The organism is Rossellomorea marisflavi (assembly GCF_009806575.1).
GTDB lineage: Bacteria > Bacillota > Bacilli > Bacillales > Bacillaceae_B > Rossellomorea > Rossellomorea marisflavi_A.
The window spans coordinates 2,870,980-2,891,925 of sequence record NZ_CP047095.1 but is presented as its reverse complement, the minus strand read 5'-3'; the positions used below and the strand labels follow the sequence as shown (position 1 = coordinate 2,891,925).

22 protein-coding genes are annotated in these 20,946 nt (G+C 48.7%); 18 read left to right on the top strand and 4 right to left on the bottom strand.

Going from position 1 to position 20,946, the window contains the following annotated elements:
* From D5E69_RS15100 to recO, 8 genes are all read left to right on the top strand, one after another.
* The gene (locus tag D5E69_RS15100; protein ID WP_048006133.1) at window positions 1-966 is read left to right on the top strand and encodes a PhoH family protein; all 966 of its coding nucleotides are present in this window, start codon (window positions 1-3) and stop codon (window positions 964-966) included.
* Window positions 967-1,148: 182 nt separating this feature from the next.
* Window positions 1,149-3,278 (top strand): HD family phosphohydrolase, encoded by a 2,130-nt coding sequence (locus D5E69_RS15095; RefSeq protein ID WP_249931499.1) that lies wholly within the window; start codon window positions 1,149-1,151, stop codon window positions 3,276-3,278.
* 2 nt (window positions 3,279-3,280) lie between these two features.
* Window positions 3,281-3,754, top strand: coding sequence for an rRNA maturation RNase YbeY (gene ybeY / locus D5E69_RS15090; RefSeq protein WP_048006131.1), 474 nt, complete (start codon window positions 3,281-3,283; stop codon window positions 3,752-3,754).
* Window positions 3,735-4,118 (top strand): diacylglycerol kinase family protein, encoded by a 384-nt coding sequence (locus tag D5E69_RS15085; RefSeq protein WP_048006130.1) that lies wholly within the window; start codon window positions 3,735-3,737, stop codon window positions 4,116-4,118. Before ybeY ends, D5E69_RS15085 begins: the two co-directional genes overlap by 20 nt.
* Window positions 4,119-4,311: 193 nt before the next feature.
* Window positions 4,312-4,710, top strand: a complete 399-nt coding sequence (locus D5E69_RS15080; protein ID WP_048006129.1) for a cytidine deaminase — start codon at window positions 4,312-4,314, stop codon at window positions 4,708-4,710.
* Window positions 4,703-5,608 (top strand): GTPase Era, encoded by a 906-nt coding sequence (era, locus tag D5E69_RS15075; RefSeq protein WP_159129876.1) that lies wholly within the window; start codon window positions 4,703-4,705, stop codon window positions 5,606-5,608. Before D5E69_RS15080 ends, era begins: the two co-directional genes overlap by 8 nt.
* 103 nt (window positions 5,609-5,711) lie before the next feature.
* Window positions 5,712-5,855: a YqzL family protein gene (locus D5E69_RS15070; RefSeq protein WP_079516415.1), complete on the top strand. Its 144-nt coding sequence runs from the start codon at window positions 5,712-5,714 to the stop codon at window positions 5,853-5,855.
* Between the two features lie 46 nt (window positions 5,856-5,901).
* Window positions 5,902-6,654 (top strand): DNA repair protein RecO, encoded by a 753-nt coding sequence (recO, locus tag D5E69_RS15065; protein WP_048006127.1) that lies wholly within the window; start codon window positions 5,902-5,904, stop codon window positions 6,652-6,654.
* A 106-nt stretch (window positions 6,655-6,760) separates the two neighbouring features.
* Here the strand turns inward: recO and D5E69_RS15060 are convergent, their stop codons facing one another.
* Window positions 6,761-8,137: a glycine--tRNA ligase gene (locus D5E69_RS15060; RefSeq protein ID WP_148795501.1), complete on the bottom strand. Its 1,377-nt coding sequence runs from the start codon at window positions 8,135-8,137 to the stop codon at window positions 6,761-6,763.
* Window positions 8,138-8,603: 466 nt separating this feature from the next.
* Between D5E69_RS15060 and ccpN the strand changes: the two genes are divergently transcribed.
* The 10 genes from ccpN (at window position 8,604) to D5E69_RS15010 (ending at window position 18,393) form a co-directional block, all read left to right on the top strand.
* Window positions 8,604-9,230: a transcriptional regulator CcpN gene (gene ccpN, locus D5E69_RS15055; RefSeq protein ID WP_048006125.1), complete on the top strand. Its 627-nt coding sequence runs from the start codon at window positions 8,604-8,606 to the stop codon at window positions 9,228-9,230.
* Window positions 9,231-9,240: 10 nt separating this feature from the next.
* Window positions 9,241-10,053 carry a pyruvate, water dikinase regulatory protein gene (locus D5E69_RS15050; protein WP_187427076.1) on the top strand — a complete coding sequence of 271 codons (813 nt, stop codon included), beginning with the start codon at window positions 9,241-9,243 and terminating at the stop codon, window positions 10,051-10,053.
* Between the two features lie 356 nt (window positions 10,054-10,409).
* A complete protein-coding gene (locus D5E69_RS15045) occupies window positions 10,410-10,844 on the top strand; it encodes a YaiI/YqxD family protein (RefSeq protein WP_082139333.1) in 435 nt (144 codons plus the stop codon).
* A gap of 52 nt (window positions 10,845-10,896) precedes the next feature.
* Window positions 10,897-12,705: a DNA primase gene (gene dnaG, locus D5E69_RS15040; RefSeq protein ID WP_048016262.1), complete on the top strand. Its 1,809-nt coding sequence runs from the start codon at window positions 10,897-10,899 to the stop codon at window positions 12,703-12,705.
* Between the two features lie 31 nt (window positions 12,706-12,736).
* Window positions 12,737-13,867, top strand: a complete 1,131-nt coding sequence (gene rpoD / locus D5E69_RS15035; RefSeq protein ID WP_048006123.1) for an RNA polymerase sigma factor RpoD — start codon at window positions 12,737-12,739, stop codon at window positions 13,865-13,867.
* A 104-nt stretch (window positions 13,868-13,971) separates the two neighbouring features.
* Window positions 13,972-14,496 (top strand): hypothetical protein, encoded by a 525-nt coding sequence (locus D5E69_RS15030; RefSeq protein WP_053072481.1) that lies wholly within the window; start codon window positions 13,972-13,974, stop codon window positions 14,494-14,496.
* 120 nt (window positions 14,497-14,616) lie between these two features.
* Entirely contained in the window at window positions 14,617-15,759 is a 1,143-nt protein-coding gene (locus D5E69_RS15025) for an acyl-CoA dehydrogenase (RefSeq protein ID WP_048006122.1), read from the top strand.
* A gap of 302 nt (window positions 15,760-16,061) precedes the next feature.
* The gene (gene cccA / locus D5E69_RS15020) at window positions 16,062-16,427 is read left to right on the top strand and encodes a cytochrome c550 (protein ID WP_048006121.1); all 366 of its coding nucleotides are present in this window, start codon (window positions 16,062-16,064) and stop codon (window positions 16,425-16,427) included.
* A 134-nt stretch (window positions 16,428-16,561) separates the two neighbouring features.
* Complete coding sequence (locus D5E69_RS15015; RefSeq protein ID WP_048006413.1) at window positions 16,562-17,272, top strand: tRNA (adenine(22)-N(1))-methyltransferase; 711 nt, start codon at window positions 16,562-16,564, stop codon at window positions 17,270-17,272.
* A 2-nt stretch (window positions 17,273-17,274) separates the two neighbouring features.
* A complete protein-coding gene (locus D5E69_RS15010) occupies window positions 17,275-18,393 on the top strand; it encodes a Nif3-like dinuclear metal center hexameric protein (protein WP_159130371.1) in 1,119 nt (372 codons plus the stop codon).
* A gap of 20 nt (window positions 18,394-18,413) precedes the next feature.
* Here the strand turns inward: D5E69_RS15010 and D5E69_RS15005 are convergent, their stop codons facing one another.
* From D5E69_RS15005 to D5E69_RS14995, 3 genes are all read right to left on the bottom strand, one after another.
* The gene (locus D5E69_RS15005) at window positions 18,414-18,890 is read right to left on the bottom strand and encodes an NUDIX hydrolase (RefSeq protein WP_048006120.1); all 477 of its coding nucleotides are present in this window, start codon (window positions 18,888-18,890) and stop codon (window positions 18,414-18,416) included.
* Between the two features lie 127 nt (window positions 18,891-19,017).
* Window positions 19,018-19,974, bottom strand: a complete 957-nt coding sequence (locus D5E69_RS15000; protein ID WP_159129875.1) for a 4-hydroxy-3-methylbut-2-enyl diphosphate reductase — start codon at window positions 19,972-19,974, stop codon at window positions 19,018-19,020.
* A gap of 138 nt (window positions 19,975-20,112) precedes the next feature.
* On the bottom strand, window positions 20,113-20,790 hold the full coding sequence (locus D5E69_RS14995; protein WP_249931498.1) for a YqfQ family protein: 678 nt from the start codon (window positions 20,788-20,790) through the stop codon (window positions 20,113-20,115).
* Window positions 20,791-20,946: the final 156 nt, after the last annotated feature.

Sequence of the window (20,946 nt, the reverse complement as noted above, 5' to 3'; positions counted from 1 at the left end):
ATGTCAGACGAAATCTTAATGAAATTGCAGCTTGAGAACCCGAATGAAGCCGTGGCGCTCTTTGGGGTATCGGATTCACATTTAAAATTGTTGGAAACGGAACTCAGCGTTTCAATCGTCACCCGGGGAGAGGAACTTCTCGTATCCGGTAAGGACGAAGAGGTGCGCCTGACCGTCGAAATCGCCGATCAGCTTGTGGCCGTTATCCGAAAAGGCATCAATATCAGTTCAAGGGATGTCCTGTATGCCATTGAAATGGGGAAACAAGGGACGCTTGAGTATTTTGCCGACCTTTATCAAGAAGAAATCACAAAGAATGCCAAGGGGAAATCAATCAGGGTCAAGACCCTTGGCCAACGACAATATATCCAGGCCATCAGGAAGAAAGATCTTGTCTTCGGCATCGGCCCAGCAGGTACTGGGAAGACGTATCTCGCCGTAGTCATGGCCGTTCACGCCATGAAAAACGGTCAGGTGAAGAAGATCATCCTGACGAGGCCAGCAGTGGAAGCCGGAGAAAGTCTCGGTTTCCTGCCGGGTGACCTGAAGGAGAAGGTCGATCCCTATCTGCGGCCGCTCTATGATGCCCTTCACGATGTGTTGGGAGCAGAGCATACTGCCCGCCTCATCGAGAGAGGCACCATCGAGATCGCGCCCCTTGCCTATATGAGGGGAAGGACCCTGGATGATGCCTTTGTCATCCTGGACGAGGCCCAGAATACGACCAAGGCACAGATGAAGATGTTCCTGACCCGATTGGGATTTGATTCCAAGATGATCATCACGGGTGACCGTTCCCAGGTAGACCTTCCGCGTGGAAGTGAATCGGGGTTGATTTCATCGGAAAAGATCCTTAAAGACGTCAAAGGGGTGGAATTCATCTATCTCGAACAGGCCGATGTGGTCCGTCACCCTCTCGTGGCGAAAATCATCGATGCGTATGAAAAAAACGAACAACAAGGATAATACCAGGATTGATCTCGCGCGTCATGTCGCCATGCGCGGCGAGGATCAATCTTTTTTGTACCCTTTTATACATAGATAAATAAGTAAAAAACTGCTATCATTTTACATATGTATTTCCTGGACCGGCCTTATGTTGCCGGAAACCGCTACAACAGGGGGTCACTATGCGCACGCACCCATTATTGAACAAGATAAGAAGCATACTAAGCTACCGATTATTCACGAACCTGCTATTCATCCTCCTCGGGCTCATCGTCTTCGGAGTCCTATATGGGAATGTAAAACCGAAAACCCTCGATATCCATCTATATGAAGAAGCACAGACGACCATCCGGGCACCGAAGAAATTCGTTGATGCCGAAGCGACGGAGAAAAAGAAAGAAGAGGCGGAAAGGGAAGTCGGAAAGGTATATACCCCGAAAGAAGGGGCCATCGACAATTCCAATGCCCTCGTCCACTCCATGATCGAGAGCGTGAAGGAAGTGAAGAAACAGTCCGAGGAAAAGGACCGGGATAATCTGAAACCACCTTCCAAAAAAGAACTGACCGAACAGCTCAATCAGCTGAAAGAGAAGCTGCCGAAGGAAAACGATGCAGCGGATACGCTGAAGGATGATCGCTTGTTGACCATGCTCGAAGCATCGGGGGAAGACCTTGACCGTGTTGAAACGGTGGTGTCCACCCAGATGCAGGTGATCATGGAGGACCACGTCAAGGAAGAGGACCTGAAGGAAGCACGTCTTGAACTCGAACAGCGGATATCCAAGTTTTCGTTCAATGGCAATCTTCTTCAGGTGGCCATCGATCTTGGGAATCTGGCCCTCGAGCCGACGGAATATTATGATAAAGAAAAGACGGAAGAACTGAAGAAACAGGCGGTTGCCAATGTCCGCTCCGTTGAAATCATTGAAGGCGGTGTCATCGTGGAAGACGGAGAACTCGTGACGCCGAAAAAATACGAAATCCTGAAGGCACTCGGAATGGTCGATAACAGCTTCTCGGTAAAACCGTTCCTCGGTCTCGCGATCTTTGTGATCGTCATCATCGGATCATTGTATTATTTCTTTTATACCCTTCAGATCACGGAAGAAAGAAAGCAGAATTACCTGCTGCTCACAAGCATCATTTTCGTCATTTCCCTTTTGATCATGAAGATTGTCGGTCTCCTTGAGCAGCTTCAATTCAATGATATTGCCTACATACTCCCGGCAGCGTTCAGCGGCATGATCCTCAGGATCCTGTTGAATGAGAGGATCGCCATGATGATGGTCTTCATCCTGTCTGCCTGCTCGAGCGTGATCTTCCACCATCCGTTCACGGGTGCGATCGACTTTGAAATCGCCATCTATACCCTGTTCAGCGGGGTTGCAGGCGTGCTTTTCCTTGTGAGTAAGAATCAGCGGTCCAATATCCTCCGTGCCGGTCTTTTTGTCGCGTTGGTGAACGTCCTGGTCCTTGCATTCCTGATCCTGCTGAGCGGCACGTCCTATACAAACACAGAGTATCTGTATTACTTCATTTTTGCGTTGATTTCAGGAGTAGGTTCATCCATCTTCACAATCGGATTCCTGCCCTTTTTCGAAGCAGGGTTCGGCATCCTGTCTTCCATGCGCCTCATGGAGCTCTCAAGGCCGACTCAGCCGCTCCTGAAGAAGCTTTTGACCGAGGCTCCGGGGACGTATCATCACAGCGTCATGGTGGCAAATCTCGCCGAATCCGCATGTGAAGCCATCGGAGCCAACGGCCTTCTTGCCCGCGTCGGATGTTATTATCACGATGTGGGGAAATCAAAACGTCCCCAGTTCTTCATCGAAAACCAGATGAACCGAAAAAATCCCCATGACCGGGTATCGCCTGAAACGAGCCGGGATGTTATCATTAGTCATACGACGGACGGTGCAGACATGCTGAGGAAGCACAAGCTTCCTAAAGAGATCATCGATATCGCCGAGCAGCACCATGGGACCACGCTTTTGAAATTCTTTTATTATAAGGCGAAGGAACAGGGGAAAGCTGTGAAGGAAGAAGAGTATCGCTATCCCGGTCCCAAGCCGCAAACCATCGAGGCGGCCATCATCTCGATCTCGGATAGCGTGGAGGCAGCCGTACGCTCTAAGTCGTCTCCCACACAGGAGGAAATCAAGAACCTGATCCACTCCATCGTCCAGGACAGACTTCAGGACGGACAGTTCAATGAGTGCGACATCACACTCAAACAGCTGGAGCAGGTGAAAAGGGCCCTGTGCGAGACTTTGAACGGGATATTCCATCCAAGGATTGAATATCCGGAAGAACAAGCAAAAGGAGAATGAACATGATCTTGCATATTGACATGATAGATGAAACGGAAGAGATAGAGGAGAAGGATTCTGAGCTCGTCCACTCCATCCTTGACTTTGCCGCAGGCAAGGAAGGGATCGAAGAGGGAAGTGAAGTGTCCGTCACCTTCGTCACCAATGACCGGATCAGGGAAATCAACCGGGAGTATCGTGAGAAGGATCAGCCGACGGACGTCATTTCTTTCGCTCTTGAAGAGCTGGGTGAAGACGAGGTGGAAATCATCGGGGAAGGGATGCCGCGCGTACTGGGGGACATCGTGATCTCCATCGAACGAACGCGTGAACAGGCCGAAGAATACGGCCATTCCTTCGAAAGGGAGCTTGGATTCCTAGCCCTTCATGGCTTCCTCCATTTGCTTGGCTACGACCATATGGATAAAGAAGACGAAGAGAGGATGTTCCAGAGACAAAGGGATATCCTGGACGCATATGGACTCCAAAGGGGCTAACGGCGGCTTCAAGAAGCTGTTGAGGTCATTCGGCTATGCATGGGAAGGGGTGGTGAGCGCATGGAAATCCGAGCAGAACTTCAGGATCCATACATGCGTGGGGATCATCGTTCTCATCATGGCCACCCTGCTCCACGTGTCGAAAATGGAATGGATGATCATCCTCATCCTGATCTTCCTGATGCATTCCCTTGAAATGGTGAATACGGCCATCGAGAAGACGGTTGACCTTTCGACCGGGGACTATCACCCCCTTGCCAAGCTGGCAAAGGATCTTGGTTCCGGCGCCGTGCTGCTATTTGCCATCTGCTCAGCGATTATCGGGCTGATCATTTTCGTCCCGAAAATACTGGCTATTCTCTAAATCCATGTCCCCATTTCGGGACATTTGATTTTCCTGACTGAAAGCGTTTTAATGGAGGAAGGGAATGAGGGAAAGTGATGGAAAATTATTTGAATAATCTAACTATTTATTAACAATTTGATAACATCCCATGTCATTTCAGAAAAAGTGTAGTAAAATGAAGGGGTAAGGGAAAAAGGAGAGAATCAAACGAATGAATGTTCAACAAATGATAACAGAAGCAAAGGCAGCAAGAGAACTAGCATACGTCCCTTATAGTCGGTTTCAGGTAGGAGCAGCCCTCCTCACCAAGGACGGGAAGGTATATCGTGGATGCAACATCGAGAACGCGGCCTACAGCATGTGTAATTGCGCTGAGCGCACAGCCTTATTCAAGGCGTACTCAGAAGGAGATAAGGATTTCTCCATGCTCGCCGTCGTAGCGGATACGAAGAGACCGGTCCCTCCATGCGGAGCGTGCCGTCAGGTCATATCGGAGCTTTGTCCGAAAGACATGAGGGTCGTCCTCACCAATCTGAACGGAGATGTTCAGGAACTGACAGTTGCAGAGTTGTTGCCGGGAGCTTTTTCACCGGAGGATTTACATGAGTAATCAGTACAAATCAGGTTTTATTTCCATCATCGGAAGACCGAACGTCGGAAAATCGACATTCTTGAACCGTGTCATCGGCCAGAAAATTGCCATTATGAGCGACAAGCCGCAAACGACCCGTAATAAAGTACAGGGAGTCTATACGACCGATGAAGCACAGATGATCTTCATCGATACACCGGGAATCCATAAACCGAAGCACAAGCTTGGGGATTTCATGGTCAAGATCGCACAGAATACCCTGAAGGAAGTCGATGTGATCCTCTTCATGATCAATGTCGAAGAAGGCCTCGGCAAGGGTGATCACTATATCATCGAGAAGCTCAAAGGCGTCAAGACGCCCGTCTTCCTCATTTTGAATAAGATTGATCAGGTTCATCCAGATGAGCTTTTGCCGATCATCCAGAAATATAACGAACTGTATCCATTCGCGGCCACCGTGCCGATTTCAGCCCTTGAAGGGAATAACGTCGACCAGCTTCTTGGATTATTGAAGGACCGCCTGCCGGAAGGGCCGCAATTCTACCCTGCCGACCAGATCACGGATCATCCGGAGCGCTTCATCGTGTCAGAACTCATCAGGGAAAAGGTGCTGCATCTGACCCGTGAAGAGATCCCTCACAGCATTGCGGTCGTCATCGATAAAATGGAGAGGAAAGACTCCAATAACCTCATCGATGTCCTCGCCACGATCATTGTGGAACGTGATTCACAGAAGGGGATCGTCATCGGTAAACGTGGAGCCATGCTGAAGGAAGTCGGCCAGCGAGCCAGGATCGATATCGAGAATCTTCTGGGATCGAAGGTTTATCTGGAGCTTTGGGTGAAGGTCCAGAAAGATTGGCGTAACCGTGCTTCGAACCTGAAAGACTATGGCTTCAATGATGACGAATATTGATCTTGGGATTAACAATATTTAGAACACATCAAATCTGCTTGAAATGCTCACTCTAATCACATGAAAGGTCTTACTAGCTTAAATCCAGAAAGGTGGGTTTTATATGTTAGACTTAACCTGGAAGTTCTTTTCACAAACAGGAAGTATCGACACGTATCTGCTCTTTAAAGAACTCGAAAAAGATTCAAGTGATGAAATAACAGGATTTGATGAGGAAAATTCAGAAGCGGATTTTCCTATAACGTAAACGAGTTTGTCATCACCCGGACAAATGGACGTCGGGAGGTGGCCTTATGCTACAGAAATGTGAAGGAATCGTCATCAGGACGAATGACTATGGCGAGACGAATAAGATCGTTACCGTCTTCTCTAGGGAATTCGGTAAGGTGGGACTGATGGCTCGCGGTGCTAAGAAGCCCAACAGCCGTCTTTCCGCCATATCACAGTTATTTACATACGGCTATTTCATGTATATCAAAGGAAGCGGCCTCGGTACCCTTCAGCAGGGGGAAATGGTGGAGTCACTTCGCCATATCCGTGAAGACTTGTTCAAGACGTCCTACGCCACCTACATGGTGGAGCTGCTGGATAAGGCAACGGAGGACCGGAAGCCGAATCCCTTCCTGTTCGAGCTTCTCCACCAATCCTTGCATTATCTTGATGAGGAAGTGGATCCCGAGATCCTTGTCCATATCTTTGAAATGAAGATGCTGCCGGTTCTTGGACTGTATCCGAACCTCGATGGATGCTCTGTGTGCGGCGAGAAGGAAGGGACCTTCTCATTTTCATTCCGGGAAAATGGCTTCATCTGCCACCGGTGCGCCCATAAGGATCCCCATGCCCTTCCTTTGAAGCAGGGGACGGTCAAATTATTGAGGGTCTTCTATTACTTTGATATCAACCGGTTGGGAAATGTATCGGTGAAGGATGAAACAAAGGCCGAATTGAAAAAGGTCATCCGGACCTACTATGATGAATATTCCGGACTGCACTTGAAATCGAGGAGATTCCTGGATCAGATGGACAACCTGAAGGATTTATTCTAGTGTGATGTGAATAGAGTGAGAAGGACCGCCCCTTTCGCAGGGAGCGGTCCTTTTGGTGTCATGAAATGAAAGACCTCCACGCTCAGGCGTGGAGGTCTTTTACTGTTTAGAAGTTGATCTTACCATCCAGGAAGCTTTTCACTTCACTGATCGGCATGCGAACCTGCTCCATCGTATCACGATCGCGGACCGTCACTTGTCCGTCTTCAGCAGAATCAAAGTCATACGTAATGCAGAACGGGGTACCGATCTCATCTTGACGACGATAGCGTTTACCGATGGAAGCCGTCTCATCGAAGTCAATCATAAGGTCTTTGGAAAGCTCTTCATACACTTTGAACGCATCGTCCGAAAGCTTCTTCGAAAGCGGAAGTACGGCTGCCTTGTATGGTGCAAGTGCAGGATGGAAGCGGAGCACCGTACGGGAGTCGTTTTCAAGCTCCTCTTCTTCAAATGCATCACATAGGAAGGCGAGCGTCACCCGATCTGCCCCGAGGGAAGGCTCGATGCAATAAGGTACATATTTTTCATTGGTTTGCGGGTCCATGTAATGGAAGTCTTCATTCGAATGTTCCATGTGGCGCTTCAAATCGAAATCTGTACGGTCAGCGACACCCCATAGTTCGCCCCATCCGAACGGGAATTTGTACTCAATGTCGGTAGTGGCATTACTGTAGTGGGACAGTTCGTCTTCGTCGTGGTCACGCAGGCGCATATTGTCTTCGTTTAGACCAAGGTTCAGTAACCAGTTCTTACAGAATTCGCGCCAGTAAGAGAACCACTCAAGGTCTTCACCGGGCTTACAGAAGAATTCAAGCTCCATCTGTTCGAATTCGCGTGTTCTGAACGTGAAGTTACCCGGCGTGATTTCATTTCGGAAGCTTTTTCCGATCTGCGCAATCCCGAAAGGCATTTTTTTACGCATGGAGCGCTGCACGTTCTTGAAGTTCACAAAGATTCCCTGAGCCGTTTCCGGACGAAGGAAGATTTCGTTCGTGGAGGATTCCGTGACGCCTTGGTGCGTTTTGAACATCAAGTTGAACTGGCGGATTTCTGTGAAATCCTGCGCGCCACAATCCGGGCAGACGATTTCATGTTCCTTCATGATCTCTTCCATTTTCTCGAACGGGAGGCCGTCGACGATCATTTCCATCCCTTTGGCTTCCAGGGCATTCTCGATCAGTTTATCAGCGCGATGACGGGTTTTGCATTTTTTACAATCGATCATCGGGTCATTGAAGTTTCCGACGTGGCCGGAAGCTTCCCATGTTTTGGGGTTCATCAGGATGCTGGCATCTAGGCCGACATTATAAGGGGATTCCTGGACGAATTTCTTCCACCATGCTTTCTTGATGTTGTTTTTGAGTTCCACGCCAAGGGGACCGTAATCCCACGTATTGGCAAGGCCACCGTAAATTTCAGATCCTGGGAACACAAATCCACGGTGTTTTGCAAGATTCACAACTTGTTCCATTGACATAATCTGTCACTCCTTTTTAGATAAGGGGGCCGGCCAATAAAAAAAGCTCGTCTCCAGGCACTGTAGGCCTAGGGACGAGCTTTGGCTCGCGGTTCCACCCTAGTTGATATGCACATGGCATATCCACTTTCGATTGTATGAGCTCGGGATCGCCGTTTCTCCGCTATTCCGGGCTTTCACCATCCCCGGTCGCTTTAAGCTGCGGTTACTTATCTATCCGTCATTGCTTACGTATGAATGTGTTAGCTATTTTATCATGGGATTTTCTTCTTGACAACCATTGTTCGTTCAAAGTGAAAAAGAGTTGATGTTTCTTGGGAAACAGGATACTCTTTTACAGGTCTAATATTCCGATATAGTTTACACATAAAGGGAAAAGATAATACTCTTTTCATTTTGATTCATTAGTATATAATATTTAGTATACAGTATAACATTTTGAAAAAGGGTCGTTAGGTGGTGAAGAAAAATGGAACTGAATAAACGTCAAGAAACGATTTTGCAAATCGTAAAAGATAATGGGCCCATCACGGGAGAACAGATCGCCGACCGACTCAACTTGACCCGTGCCACCCTGAGACCGGATCTGGCCATTCTGACCATGGCGGGTTACCTTGATGCACGGCCCCGGGTGGGGTATTTCTATACCGGTAAGACGGGAACCCAGCTGCTGACCGAAAACCTCAAGAAAATCTACGTGAAGGATTACCAATCCATTCCCGTAGTGGTCAATGAAAATGTTTCGGTCTATGATGCCATCGTGACGATGTTCCTCGAAGATGTGGGGACGCTGTTCGTGGTTGATGCGAATTCCTATCTGGTCGGGGTCCTTTCCCGGAAGGATCTTCTAAGGGCGAGCATCGGAAAGCAGGAATTGAGTACGCTTCCGGTGAATATCATCATGACGAGGATGCCGAACATCACGACATGCGAGAAGGATGATCCGTTGATCGGTGTCGCGAAGGATTTGATCCATAAACAGATCGACTCCGTCCCTGTTGTCCGGAAAACGGATAATGGAGATCTGGAAGTGACGGGACGGATTACAAAGACGAATGTCACGAAGGCGTTCGTTGCACTGGCAGATGAATATTAACAGGTGGTGAATGATCGTGAAAGAACCAATTATCTATGTGGTATCAGATTCCGTAGGGGAAACGGCCGAACTAGTGACCAAGGCCGCCATCAGCCAGTTCGATGGTTCTAAGAATACGGTCATTAAACGCTTCCCGTATATTGAAGAGCTGGAAAATATCGATGAAGTGATCTCCCTGGCCAAAATGACGAAAGGGCTGATCGTCTACACCCTTGTAAAACCTGAGATGCGCGCCTACATCAAGGCGAAGGCGAAAGTGGAAGACCTCCATGCGTTCGATATCATCGGACCCCTCATGGATACATATCAATCCTCTTATCAGAAGGAGCCGCTTTTTGAACCGGGTACGGTCAGGAAGCTCGACGACGACTACTTCAAAAAGGTCGAGGCCATCGAATTCGCCGTGAAGTATGATGATGGAAGGGATCCGAGGGGCCTTCTCAGGGCGGATATTGTTTTGGTCGGCGTATCGAGGACATCCAAGACACCATTGTCACAATACCTTGCACTCAAGCGTTACAAGGTGGCGAATGTCCCTCTTGTTCCTGAAGTCGATCCACCCGAGGAGCTTTTCAAGGTTCCGCCGGAAAAATGCTTCGGCTTGAAGATCAGTCCGGACAAACTGAATACGATCCGCAGGGAACGGTTGAAATCCCTCGGTCTGAACGACCAGGCAAGCTATGCAAACATCAAGAGGATCGAAGAAGAGCTTACATACTTCGAGGCCATCACGGGGCGCATCGGTTGTCATGTCATCGATGTGACGAATAAAGCCGTGGAAGAGACGGCCAATGTCATCACGAATATCTATCAGAAATCCTGAGTATTGTTTACCCGGACCATCATGATCATGGAGGTCCGGGTTTTCTGTGGATGGAGAGTTCCCGCACGAAGGCCTTGAAGTATGGCAGCATGAACATGGGATCGTGGAAAGAATGAGTTTTATGGGTGGTCAAATTGCCGGGGATATACTATAATAAAAAATTGTGATAAAAATATTTAAAATAGGTTTAGACTAAACTCTTAAGGAATAAACTAATTATTGTGATATGTCAAGTCCTGAAGAGGGTTTTTTTCGACAAATTCTTCCTTGCTCCCAAGGAAAGTTATCCGGGAGAGAAGGATTACATGGAGTGATGTAGAATAGTTAGGTATGACCCATATCATCCCTGTGTATACGTGGATGCTGATGCTTGTCCTGTCAAGGAGGAAATCAGCCTGATCTCAAGAAGGTACGGTTTCAGGGTTGTATTCGTCGCTTCCCATGCCCACAGGAAAAGTGAGCCTGAAGCAGGTGAATGGATCTATGTTGATAGTTCCAAGGAATCAGCCGACCTGTACATCATGAATCACGTCCGTCCTTCCGACGTGCTCGTCACCCAGGACATCGGGCTCGCCAGTCTAGTCCTGCCGAAGCACGTTTATGCCTTGTCCCCCAGGGGAAAAGCATACAAGGAAGAAACGATTGCCACTGCCCTCGATTACAGGTATCTTGCCGCTAAGGAACGCAGAAAAGGGAAGTATGGAAAAGGTCCCAAGGCATTCACCCAATCGGATCGGGAAACTTTTTCCGCAAACTTCGAGAATTTATTGTCGCAAATTGCAGGAGATTGATAAAATTTATCGAATGAACTATGAGGGACATTTATAAAACAGGTGATGAACAGTGTCAGAAAGAATCCCTGAAGAGAAGCTGAATAGAATTTTATCATCCACGGATATCGTGGATGTTGTGAGCGACTATGTGCAACTGAAGAAACAGGGTCGCAACTATTTTGGGCTGTGCCCATTCCATGGAGAGAACACTCCATCTTTTTCTGTTTCACCTGATAAACAAATCTTCCATTGCTTCGGCTGTGGTGCGGGAGGCAATGCCTTTACATTCCTCATGGATGTAGACGGGATGTCCTTCCAGGAAGCAGCGCAGAAGCTGGGTGAAAAGGTTGGCGAAGAGATCGAAGTCACACCTGCCGGCCCGAGTGTGGATCATGCTCATCTTGAAGAAGAAAAGAGAATGATCGAGGCCCATGAACTTTTGAGTAAATTTTACCATCATTTGCTCCTTAATACAAAAGAGGGCCAGGAAGCACTGGAATATTTGCTTGCCAGGGGGTTCACAACGGAAAGCATCCGGAAGTTCAAAATCGGCTGGTCGCTTCCCAATTGGGATTTCACAGTCAAGTTTCTGGAAAAGAGGGGCTACCCCCTCGAACTCATGGAAGAGGCCGGACTCCTGGTCAGAAGGGAAAGGGATCAATCCTTCCTCGACCGGTTCAGGGGTCGGATCATGTTTCCGATCCAGAATCCAAAAGGGGAAACGGTCGCCTTTTCGGGGCGGAGCCTCCAAAAAGGCGATGAACCGAAATACTTGAACAGTCCGGAGACGAAAATCTTCAATAAAAGTAAAATCCTCTATCATTACCATGGTGCACGGGCCTCCATCAGGCGGAAACAGCAGGCGATCCTCTTTGAGGGGTTCGCAGACGTCATTTCCGCAAACGAGGCAGAAGTCGAGAATGGGATCGCCACAATGGGAACCTCCTTGACCGAGCAGCAGATCGGCTTGATCAAACGACTCACGGATTCCGTCGTGATTTGTTATGACGGTGACTCTGCGGGGATCGAAGCCGCGTTCAGGGCCGGAAATCTCCTGACGAACCACGGCATGAATATCCGCATCGCCGCCATTCCCGAGCAGCTTGACCCCGATGACTACATCTCCACCTATGGATCCGAAAAGTTTCAGCAGGATGTAATAGGGGCAGCTCTGACATTCATGGCGTTCAAACTACGCTATTACAAGCTGAATAAAAACCTGAATGATGAAGGAGATCGGCTCGCTTATATCGAAGAGGTACTCAAGGAAATCGTTGGCTTGAACAGTGCCGTGGAAAAAGACTTCTATCTGAGAAATCTCGCCGATGAGTTCGACCTGTCATTGGATGCCCTGCAGCAGCAGATGGGGCAGACAGGAGCACCCCGGACAAAGAAGGTACAGCATTCTCCCGCACCAGCGGCTGCTGCTCCTCCCTTCAACCGGAAGTCTCAGCTCCTCCCTGCGTATCAAAATGCCGAAAGGCGTTTGATCGCCCATATGATGAGGGATCCGAACGTCGCGTATAAGGTGCAGGATTGGCTTGCCGGTGTCAGCCTGAATGTAGATGAGCATCAGGCGATCATCACCTATCTTCTCGGGTATTATGAAGAAGGTCTGCCACCAGGTGCCCGCGGATTCATCGGATATCTGAGCGATGAACGCCTGAGGCGCGTGGTAACGGAGATCGAAATGATGTCCATCAGCGAAGAATGCACGGATGATGAACTGATGGATTATGTGAAACAGGTCTTAAAACATCAAAAGATGTTGAAGATAAAGGAAAAAGAACAGGAAAGAAAAGAAGCTGAGAGAAGAAATGATTATCGTAAGGAAGTAGAGATTGCGATGGAAATCTTACAGCTGCGTAAGTCTTTATAGTTTTGCCAGGAAGTTGGAAGGAGGGGAACACATGGCTGAAAAGTCCGCGCGTTCCAAACAAATAGCGTCTGAATTGACCGTTGATCAGGTGAAAGAATTTTTAGTGAATCAGGGTAAGAAGAGAGGTGTCCTCACATATGAGGATATCGCCGACAAACTATCGGGCTTCGAATTGGACTCTGACCAAATGGATGAATTTTACGAGCACTTAGGTGAACAAAGCATCGAAATCATCAAAGAGAGTGATGAAGATGACGATCCGAGTGCCCCTGAACTGGCAAAGGAAGAGGAAGAGGAGTTCAACCTGAATGACCTCAGTGTCCCTCCCGGCGTCAAAATAAATGATCCGGTCCGCATGTATCTGAAGGAAATCGGAAGGGTCGACCTGCTGTCGGCAGAAGAAGAAATCAATCTGGCCGAAAGAATTGAAGAAGGGGACGAAGAGGCGAAGCGACGCCTTGCAGAAGCCAACCTTCGACTTGTGGTCAGTATCGCGAAGCGCTATGTCGGCCGGGGTATGCTGTTCCTTGATCTGATCCAGGAAGGGAACATGGGTCTTATCAAAGCAGTTGAGAAATTTGATTACCGTAAGGGGTTCAAATTCAGTACGTATGCCACTTGGTGGATCCGTCAGGCCATCACCCGCGCCATCGCCGATCAGGCAAGGACGATCCGTATCCCTGTCCATATGGTGGAGACCATCAACAAACTGATCCGCGTCCAACGCCAGCTCCTTCAAGATCTAGGTCGTGAGCCTGCACCTGAAGAAATAGCTGAGGAAATGGATCTTACACCGGAAAAAGTAAGGGAAATCCTGAAAATTGCCCAAGAGCCTGTTTCATTGGAAACACCGATCGGGGAAGAGGATGATTCACACCTAGGTGACTTCATCGAGGATGCAGAAGCACAGTCGCCATCCGAGCATGCAGCCTACGAACTTCTGAAGGAACAGCTCGAGGATGTTCTGGATACCCTGACAGACCGTGAAGAGAACGTTCTTCGTCTTCGTTTTGGACTTGATGACGGAAGGACCCGCACACTGGAAGAAGTCGGGAAAGTTTTCGGTGTTACAAGGGAAAGGATTCGCCAGATCGAAGCGAAAGCACTGCGTAAGCTTCGTCATCCAAGCAGAAGCAAACGATTGAAAGACTTCCTCGAATAGGAATTCGAACCGTCTCGCATACGCCGAGGCGGTTTTTTTTATAGATGAAAAAGGAGTTTCGACAGGCTATGACGAAAATTATACGTATACTTATAGGTTAGGCAGTGATTGGAATCAAACAACAGGATAAAGAAACAAAGATCATCATAAACGAAATCAGACGTTGGAAGGAAAGCAGCATGCTTCCTGAGCACTACTGTGACTACCTCCTCAACCTTTATACCAAAGGGGATAGTGAAAGCGTTTCCTCTTCAAGATACACGCATCTTGCAACATCGGCCCTGACTCTCGGCCTCACCGTATTTGTCATTTATTTTACTGAAATGTCATCGCTTTTGCAAACAGCGATTTTGGCAGTATTTGTCGTTTTCCTCGTGGCCATGGCAATTCATTATAGCAAGAAAGGAATCTCCACCCTTTTCCTGTATGTGGCTGCAGCCCTCATCCTTCTTTTTATGACAGTCCATATCGTGGATGCATGCTTTGAAGGGAAAAGGGAAGTCATGATACCGCTCCTTTATTTCCATTGTTCCATTTGGTCGATTATGGGTTTTCGGCACAAAAGCCTCCCGTTTTTAATCGGGGGGATCTTGGCAGCGGCCCTGCTGACTATTTATATTTTAATATAACTACAGAAAATTATAAAGTTTTTTAAAGTTGAGAAAATTCATTTATTCCTTTTATAATGTAAATGATAGCGCATACATTCTTGCTCTAGGCAGGATGCGAGACAGACAAGGGGGATGGAAATGAATTTCGACTTGACGCAGGAACAGACAATGATTAAAAAGACCATTAGAGAGTTTGCAGAAGAAGAGGTGGCGCCGGGTGCCCTTGAAAGGGACCGGTCCAAGCAATTCCCTGCTGACGTTTTTAAAAAATTGGCGGACCTTGGATTGATGGGTCTTCCGTTTTCAGAAGAATACGGCGGGGCGGGGGCTGATACGGTCAGCTTTGCCATTGTGACGGAAGAATTGAGTCGGGCATGCGCATCGACCGGAATCACATATTCAGCCCATATTTCATTGGGGGGGGCACCGATTTCCATGTTCGGCACGGATGAGCAGAAGGAGAAGTATTTGACTCCGATCTGTACGGGCGAGAGCTTCGGAGCTTTCGGGCTGACCGAACCGAATGCGGGATCTGACGCAGGCGGAACCCAGACGACGGCAGTGGAGCAGGACGATCGCTGGGTCATCAACGGCAATAAATGCTACATCACGAATGCCAGCTATGCCAACCATCTTGCTCTTACGGCGATCACAGGCAAAAAGGACGGAAACAAGGAAATCAGCGCGATCATTGTGCCGACGGATGCCAAAGGCTTCACGGTGATCGATAATTATGAAAAGATGGGGCTGCACGCCTCGAACACGACGGAGCTCGTACTGGAAGATGTTGAAGTCCCTGTTGAGAACCTCCTCGGTAAGCGTGGAGAGGGCTTTAAGCAGTTCCTCGTGACGCTAGACGGTGGAAGGATCGGAATCGGTGCCATGGCCGTGGGGGTCGCTCAGGCGGCTTTTGATAAGGCTCTGCAATACGCGAAAGAGAGAAAGCAATTCGGAAAGACGCTTTCCCAGTTCCAAGTGACACAATTCAAGCTGGCCGACATGGCGATGAAGATCGAATTGGCCAGGAATATGGTGCATAAGGCAGCGTGGCTGAAGGATCAGGGCAGACCGTTTTCCAAGGAAGCGTCCATGTGCAAGTTGTATGCATCCGAAATCAGCATGGAAGTGGCGGATGAAGCGATTCAGATCCACGGGGGATATGGGTATATGAGGGAGTATCACGTGGAGAGGTACCTTCGCGATGCAAAGCTTCTAGAGATCGGGGAAGGAACTTCGGAAGTCCAGCGTATGGTCATCTCAAGACTGATCGGCTGCCATTGATATCTGGGGACCCGGCTTATACCGGGTCCCTTATTTTTACAGTGTAACTGGAAATGAACGTGATCGTTGATAGCGATACCAAATCAGAACAGGATGAAAGTCCTGTGAAAAGGATTGCTTGTGTAACAATAATGAAAACGGTTAAGAGAATTCGGCGTAAAATCGAACATAATGTGTCTAAATTGTGAGAAAGATGGAAAAGTTAATTCGTAGGACTTTTACTTTCCCTGTTTTTACAGTAAAATATAAATTGTTAAATAGGGTACTATTTGGATGGTATACATACGAAGGAGGTTTAAGCCATGAATCGCAATCCAATCATTCCGTTCATTCTCATTATGGCACTTGGTATCGGACTTGTTTTCTTCTTATCTCTTGAAGGATTGAATAATGCTGAAGAGAAAGCCGACAAGGCAAAGGAAGAAGAAAAAGGCGGAGAGCAGGCTTCAAGCGGCGAATTCGATCCCGAAGCACATTACAAGGAAAATTGTATGAGCTGTCACGGAGGCAACTATGAAGGCGGAGCGGGACCTGCATTGAAAGGAACGGATCTTTCCAAAGATCAAATCAAGGATACGATCAAGAACGGTAAGGGGATCATGCCGGCAGGACTTGTGGAAGATGAGAACCTTGATGCCATGGCAGACTGGATCTTATCACTCAAATAATAAAGAAAGCTTCTTTGCCTGATGGGCAGGGGGCTTTTTTTATACCTTGAAATTGGGTAGAATGGTATCGAAGCGGAAAACTCCTTCCCGGAACTGGGGAGGGAAGAATGAATCCAGATTGATAAGGTGAAATGATGAATAGCGAAAAATTATCCAAACGACTGGAGACAGTTGTATCGTACATACCAAAAAACAGTACCATCGCAGATATCGGGTCCGATCATGCCTATCTGCCATGTTATGCGGTCCAGGCAGGGATCGCGGCCTCGGCCATTGCCGGTGAAGTCGTGAAGGGGCCGTTTGAATCAGCTCTGAAGCAGGTCAAACTGAACGCTCTTGAAAACCAGGTGGATGTCAGATTGGGAGACGGCCTCGATGTGCTCCGTCCGGGAGAAGTGGATTGCATCACCATTGCAGGCATGGGCGGGACGCTGATTGCTTCCATATTGGAAAAGGGTAAGGATAAGGTGGAGAATGCAAGACTCATCCTTCAACCGAACGTCAGCGCCGTATCCATCCGTGTATGGCTCATGGACAATGGCTGGTCACTCACGAATGAAGAAATCCTTGAAGAAGACGGTAAAATCTATGAAGTCCTTGTGGCGGAAAAAGGAAATCCAGAGGCGGGATATTCAAGTGAAGACAAGGAGGCCCAGCTGCTAATGGGTCCGATCTTGAGTCAGGAAGGCAATGCACCGTTCAGAAAGAAATGGACACAGGAACTGACCCAGTGGAAGGCAATCCTGAAAAACATGGAACAGGCTGAGGAAACTCCGGCACTCGAGGAGCGAAGGAATGATCTGCTTGGTAAAATCAAACTGGTAGAGGAGGTTCTGAATCGATGAAGATGAAAACACCGAATGGACATGAAATCATTCAGCTTTTCGAACAATTTTCACCGAAGCATCTTGCCGAGGAAGGTGATCCGATCGGACTTCAAATCGGCAGACTCAACGAAAAGGTGGAGAATGTCATGGTAACCCTGGACGTTCTTGAAAATGTGGTGGATGAAGCGATCAAGAATAATGTGAAGCTTATCATCGCCCATCACCCGCCGTTATTCAGGTCCTTGAAGGCGATCCATACAGATACATATCAGGGAAGGATGATTGAAAAGCTCATCAAGAATGATATTGCTGTTTATGCAGCCCACACCAACCTTGATGTAGCAAAGGGCGGGGTGAACGATCTGCTCGCTGATGCTCTCGGGCTTGTTGAACCATCCGTCCTTGTGCCGACATATTCCGAAGAGCTCAGGAAATTGGTGGTCTTCGTACCGAAAGAGCACGGAGAACGCCTTCGCGGGGCTTTGGCCGGAGCAGGAGCGGGGCATATCGGCGCCTACTCCGATTGTAGCTTCACTACACAGGGAGAAGGCAGATTCCTCCCTGGCGAAGGAACCGACCCTTATCTTGGGGAACAGGGGCGCCTTGAAGTGGCAGAGGAGGAAAGGATCGAAACGGTGTATCCCGCTTCCATCGAGGGCCGGGTACTGAAAGCCATGGTCACCAACCACCCTTATGAAGAAGTCGCTTATGACATCTATCCACTGGAGAACAAAGCGCCAGCTATGGGTCTCGGCAGGATCGGATCGTTACCAGAGGGCACGACCCTGAAGGGATTTGCCCTGCGGGTCAAAGAGGTATTCGGGATGGATGGCGTCAAAGTGACAGGGGACCTTCAGGCGCCCGTAAACAAAGTGGCGGTCCTTGGAGGCGACGGGAATAAATTCATCCATGCTGCCAAGCGACAGGGAGCGGACGTCTTCATTTCGGGTGACATCTACTACCATACTGCCCACGATGCCATGATGCTCGGCTTGAACGTCATTGATGCCGGTCATCACATCGAGAAAATCATGAAGGACGGCGTGGCTCAGCACCTTGCCAAGGCGTGCGCCGAAAAAGGATATGTGGTGAACGTCTTCCCTTCGGCGTCTAACACCAATCCGTTTACCTTCATGTAAAAGAAGCCTTGTCAGCACCCTTACCAATGGGGCTGCGAACAAGGCTTTTCTTTTTGTGCCCGATACTCCAAGATAATCGGTCGATCTGGCGGACTCAGTTCCGGTGGGAGAGAGTCCAGTGGAAAGAAACGCAGTTCGGATCCCTCGATCTCATTCAAACGACATTCTCCGCTATAGGTGCTGCATAGATAGGCGGTGACGACATTGTACACTTCATCGCCGTGTGGATACCGATAATAGAATTCCTGACCTGAATAGATGTTCCATAGGTGTAGGCATCCTGCTTGCAATCCGGTTTCCTCATAAAGCTCCCGTTGGGCTACTTCCTGCAGCGTCTCCCCGGGTTCCATGGAACCTCCCGGGAGACCCCAGCATTGATTGTCCGTGCGCTTCATCAAAAGCAGTTCGTCTGATTCATTGATGACGAGGACACATGAACCGACCATGATGAGTGGGATGCTCCCGACTTGCTCGCGTAATTCCATAATATAACCCATATTGCCTCCTGTGAATATTTTCCTTCAGTATAGCATTCAGGAGAAGGGGGATCCATGATGAATGTGAACATATATAATCAAAAAAAACGCCTGCGCGGGGAGTCCCAGCGTAGGCGTTTGATTTACATTAAGATGAGCCGAGTTTTGCTTTTCGGACTTTAGGAAGGATCTTATTAAGCGGAACATTGCGTTCCCTTGTCCAAGTCGCTTCGTCAGCCGGATCATATGCTTCAAGGAATCGGATGACTTCCTTGACGATGGGGGTAGGGGTGGAAGCCCCAGCCGTGACGGCAGCCACTTTTGCATCCTTGAGCCATTCCAATTCAAGCTCACTAATGTCTGAGATCCGGTAGGCAGGTGTTCCGGCGATTTCTTTCGACACCTGTGCCAAACGGTTGGAGTTATTGCTCTTCGGGTCACCGACAACAATAAGGACATCTGCTGCCCCGGCCTGCTCTGCAACGGCTTCCTGACGCACCTGCGTCGCCAGGCAGATTTCTTTATGAAGCTCAACATGCGGGTACATTTCCCTGACCTTTTCCATCGTATCGAGAACATCCCATTGACTCATGGTCGTCTGGTTCGTCACGATGATCTTTTGATTGTCGATGGTGAGCTTTTCCACATCCTCGGCTGTTTCCACAAGGTGGACGATATCAGGGGCTACCCCGACGGCCCCTTCTGGTTCAGGGTGGCCTTTTTTACCGATGTAGATGACGTCATATCCTTCTGCTTCCTTCTCGCGGATGAGGTCATGAGTCTTCGTGACATCCGGGCATGTTGCATCCAATGTGACGAGCCCTTTATTCTTGGCGATTTCCTTTACTTCCGGGGATACCCCGTGTGCTGTGAAGATGACGGTCCCTTCATTGACCTGGTCGATGATTTCCTTCCGGTTATGGCCATCAAGGGTGATGATGCCTTCCTCTTCGAATGCATCGGTCACATGTTTGTTATGGACAATCATGCCCAATATATAGATCGGACGGGGGAGTGACTTGTCGAGCGCCGCATTCCTGGCGATGACCATGGCATCGACGACTCCGTAGCAGTATCCCCTCGGGGTAATTTTAATAATATCCACTAATAATCCTCCTACATGGGAAAGGTTGTACCCCCATTATAAAGGAGAACATCGTTTATGACAAAGAGTATGGGTGTAGAAAGGGTTGGACCACTGGAAACAGCCCTCCAGATAACCATTCTGCAGGGCATGACAGAGTTAAACATAAAGCTTGGGTGAAGATTGCCCCGTTTTTCTTGGGGCTCTCGGTCTGACGGGCGGGGCAGGTTCTTCATCGGGGACGGGTGTTTCCACGGTTTCATCTGCATTCTGTCCCTTTGGTGGGGGAGGAGCATCTTCTGCAGATACCTTTGCCTCTTCCTTCGTTTCTTCATCTGCCGGTAAATCCTTCAGTCCACGGTACAGCTTCCACAGGGCAGGGATGTTCTTGACCATGGGTCCATATTGTGAAACCATCGGTCCGAGCTGCTGTGCAGTCTGTAGCACCTGTTGGGTGTTCGTCAGGAAAGAGCCGATATTCCCGGGATTCATCAGTCCCTGAAGGATGCCCCCGGCTGCCTGGGGAGACCGGTCCATCCCCGCATCGGCAGCCGATCGGGTGAACTGCTCGAGAAGACCACCTCCACCTTCAGGCGCCCCTCCCCTTCGATTTTCGCCTTTTTTCAATAGTTTGGAGAGCAGGCCTTTCTTTTTGCCCTGCTGGCCTCCTGGCATCTGGAACGGAGAAGGTGAAGTGCGATCCATATTGGGTCGATTCCTTCTGCCTTGTTGCATCATGAATGGATTCCCCTGCTGCATGCGGAAGTTGCTCTGCTGCATTCCGAACGGGTTACGCTGCTGCATGCCGAATGGATTTCCTCCGCGTGTTCTCATCATTCCGCGTGGCGGCATGATGATCGCCTCCTTTCAAATGGAATCGTCATCTTTATAACGTATGCAAGCAGCCGGAAAAGGGTATTGTGTGGAGGGAGAAATGATTTTGTCCCGATAGGCTAGATGTTTCTCGGGAAATTGATTATAATGGTTAGATGT

Bases quoted from the DNA above. Each gene is read 5' to 3' on its own strand.
- D5E69_RS15010 (WP_159130371.1), top strand. From the start codon at position 17,275: ATGAAAACACCGAATGGACATGAAATCATTCAGCTTTTCGAACAATTT.
- rpoD (WP_048006123.1), top strand. From the start codon at position 12,737: ATGGCTGAAAAGTCCGCGCGTTCCAAACAAATAGCGTCTGAATTGACC.
- D5E69_RS15070 (WP_079516415.1), top strand. From the start codon at position 5,712: ATGTTAGACTTAACCTGGAAGTTCTTTTCACAAACAGGAAGTATCGAC.
- era (WP_159129876.1), top strand. From the start codon at position 4,703: ATGAGTAATCAGTACAAATCAGGTTTTATTTCCATCATCGGAAGACCG.
- D5E69_RS15100 (WP_048006133.1), top strand. From the start codon at position 1: ATGTCAGACGAAATCTTAATGAAATTGCAGCTTGAGAACCCGAATGAA.
- D5E69_RS15080 (WP_048006129.1), top strand. From the start codon at position 4,312: ATGAATGTTCAACAAATGATAACAGAAGCAAAGGCAGCAAGAGAACTA.
- cccA (WP_048006121.1), top strand. From the start codon at position 16,062: ATGAATCGCAATCCAATCATTCCGTTCATTCTCATTATGGCACTTGGT.
- D5E69_RS15005 (WP_048006120.1), bottom strand. From the start codon at position 18,890: ATGGGTTATATTATGGAATTACGCGAGCAAGTCGGGAGCATCCCACTC.
- D5E69_RS15085 (WP_048006130.1), top strand. From the start codon at position 3,735: ATGGACTCCAAAGGGGCTAACGGCGGCTTCAAGAAGCTGTTGAGGTCA.
- D5E69_RS15050 (WP_187427076.1), top strand. From the start codon at position 9,241: ATGATCGTGAAAGAACCAATTATCTATGTGGTATCAGATTCCGTAGGG.
- ybeY (WP_048006131.1), top strand. From the start codon at position 3,281: ATGATCTTGCATATTGACATGATAGATGAAACGGAAGAGATAGAGGAG.
- recO (WP_048006127.1), top strand. From the start codon at position 5,902: ATGCTACAGAAATGTGAAGGAATCGTCATCAGGACGAATGACTATGGC.
- D5E69_RS14995 (WP_249931498.1), bottom strand. From the start codon at position 20,790: ATGATGAGAACACGCGGAGGAAATCCATTCGGCATGCAGCAGCGTAAC.
- ccpN (WP_048006125.1), top strand. From the start codon at position 8,604: ATGGAACTGAATAAACGTCAAGAAACGATTTTGCAAATCGTAAAAGAT.
- D5E69_RS15015 (WP_048006413.1), top strand. From the start codon at position 16,562: ATGAATAGCGAAAAATTATCCAAACGACTGGAGACAGTTGTATCGTAC.
- D5E69_RS15025 (WP_048006122.1), top strand. From the start codon at position 14,617: ATGAATTTCGACTTGACGCAGGAACAGACAATGATTAAAAAGACCATT.